At 65.7% G+C, this 2641-nt stretch carries 2 protein-coding genes; both read left to right on the top strand.

Features of this window, described 5'->3' with window-relative positions:
* Positions 1-288: cupin domain-containing protein (locus tag QKW60_RS20935; protein ID WP_282371649.1), on the top strand; the 288-nt coding region annotated here is incomplete at its 5' end.
* A partial coding sequence (locus tag QKW60_RS20930; protein WP_282371648.1) for a trimethylamine N-oxide demethylase occupies positions 285-2641 on the top strand: 2357 nt, incomplete at its 3' end. The genes QKW60_RS20935 and QKW60_RS20930, both read left to right, overlap by 4 nt.

The following is a 2641-nucleotide window of genomic DNA, read 5'->3' as shown; positions in this document are numbered from 1 at the left end:
TGGCACAACATTTCGTTTGATGCGGAGAGCGGGACGGGGAGTTACCTGATGGTTATGGCGCCTGGGGCGAGCAGTGTTCCGCACCGGCATCGTGGTGCGGAGGAGTTTTACGTGCTTGAGGGCGAGTTGATTGATTTTGACGGCCAGGTGTACCGCGCGGGGGATTTCGTCCGGCTTGCCCCGGGGACCGCGCACAGTTCGCTGTCGCCCGGGGGCTGCAAGTTGCTGGTGACGCATTGGGGCCGGACCGAGCGGGTCGGGATCGGCGAGCTGGAGCCATTGTCATGAACGTTCAGCCGGTCATCGAGCGGCCCTATGAGCGGGCGGGCGTGGTCACGCCGGGCCTGCCGGTCCTGCCGCCGGGGGTGGAGCGTCATCCGGTGCCGGGTGGCGGCAGCCGCGCCGTGCCGGTGGGCCGCGGCGACGTGATCACGGTGCAGGACCGCGAGGGGCTGCAGCCGGTGGAGCTTGTGTTCTTCGCGCCTGACGGACGCTCGGATGCCGGGATGATCGGGGCGAAGGGCGGGCGCGACCCGAAGGGGCTGAAGGCAGCACTTCTGTCGGACCCGTCGGGCCGCAAGGTGGTGCGGGCGCTGGAGGTGGCGGGGTTCGATCTCGCGCGCGCCGACGGGGTGCTGGCCTTTGAAGAGGGCTCGCGCCCGGGCGACATGGTCAACTTCACCGCGTCCACCGACGGGCTTCTGATCGTCTGTGCGGCAGGCGGGCCGATGGAGCCGCAGGATCATTGGGCGCCGACCGAGGTCGTGCTTTACATCCGCCGCGCGGTGCTGCCGAATGTGCCCGACCGGCTCTTGCCGCCCGATCCCTTGGCCGATCCGCTTCTGGACGAGAACATCCTGCCGGGACAGGCGCGGCCCTATCTGGTGAAGGCGGGGCAGTTCATCCAGATCCTCGACGTGCAGGGCCGCGAATGCTCGGATTTCCAGGCCTTCTCGCTCCGCGCCCTCGACAAGGGGATCGAGCGAGAGATCGACCCAACGACAACCCGCTCGCTGATGGGGTCGCTCTACCCCAAGCCCGGCCTGCATGCGAAGTATTTCAGCGTCGATCAGGAAGCTTTGGTCGAGATCGTGCAGGACACGGTCGGGCGGCACGACACGTTCGGGCTGGCCTGCACCGCGCGCTATTACGAGGATCTGGGCTATCCGGGTCATGTGAACTGCTCGGACAACATCAACCGGGAACTTGCGGCCTACAATATCCGCCCGCGCGGCGGCTGGCCCGCGATCAACTACTTCTTCAACACGCTTCTGGACGACAGCCATGCGATCGGCATGGACGAGCCGTGGTCGCGGCCGGGCGACTACGTGCTTCTTCGGGCGCTGACGGACCTTGTCTGCGTCTCGACCGCCTGCCCCTGCGACATCGATCCGGCCAATGGCTGGAACCCGACCGATATCCAGGTGCGGGTCTATGACAGAGGCGAGGATTTCAAGCGCTCCATTGGCTGGCGCAAGACACCGGGGGCTGATTTGGAAGAGACGAAGAAAACCGGATTTCACGACTGCTTCGCCCGTCACACGCGCAACTTCACCGACTATGCCGGCTACTGGCTGGCGAATGACATGACCGGCCATGGCGCCATCGCCGAATACTGGGCGGCGCGGGAAAAGGCCGTGGTGATGGACCTCAGCCCCTTGCGCAAATACGAGGTGACCGGCCCCGATGCCGAGGCCCTGATGCAGGCCTGCGTCACCCGCGACATCAAGAAACTGCCGGTGGGCGGCATCGTCTATACCGCGATGTGCTACGACCATGGCGGCATGATCGACGACGGCACAGTCTTTCGCCTCGGCGAGACCAATTTCCGCTGGATCGGCGGCAATGACCAGTCGGGCCTGTGGCTGCGCAAGCAGGCCGAGGCCAGGGGGCTGAATGCCTGGGTCCGCAACTCGACCGACCATCACTGCAACATCGCCGTGCAGGGGCCGCGCTCGCGCGACATCCTGAAAGACGTGATCTGGACCCCGCCCGCCCAGCCGACGGTGGAGGAGCTGGGCTGGTTCCGCCTGACCATCGGCCGGATCGGCGATTTCCACGGGCCCGCCGTCGTCGTCAGCCGCACCGGCTATTCCGGCGAGTTGGGATACGAGGTCTTCTGCCATCCGAAGGATGCCGAGGCCGTCTTCGACGCGGTCTGGGCTTCGGGCGCACCGAAGGGGATGATCCCCCTCGGGCTCAAGGCGCTCAACATGCTGCGGATCGAGGCAGGCCTCATCTTCGCGGGCTCGGAATTCGACGACCAGACCGACCCGATGGAGGCCGGCATCGGCTTCGCCGTGCCGCTGAAATCCAAGACCGACGACTTCATCGGCCGCGCCGCACTCGAGGCCCGCAAGGCCCATCCGCAGAAGAAGCTCGTCGGCCTCGACCTCGAAGGCGGCATCGTGCCCACACCCGGCGACTGCGTCCATATCGGCAAACCCCAGATCGGCATCGTCACATCGGCAATGAAATCCCCCGTCCTCGGCAAGGTCATCGCCCTCGCCCGCATCGACGTCACCCATGCCGAAACCGGAACCAAAGTCGAAATCGGACGCCTCGACGGCGACCAAAAACGCCTCAAAGCCCGCATCACACCCTTCCCGCACTTCGACCCAACAAAAGAACGAGTCAAAGG

This window comes from Albidovulum aestuarii, assembly GCF_029961185.1.
Taxonomy (GTDB): Bacteria; Pseudomonadota; Alphaproteobacteria; order Rhodobacterales; family Rhodobacteraceae; genus Albidovulum; species Albidovulum aestuarii.
Note: the sequence above shows the minus strand (reverse complement) of the source record. Positions and strands in the feature narration are given on the sequence as shown.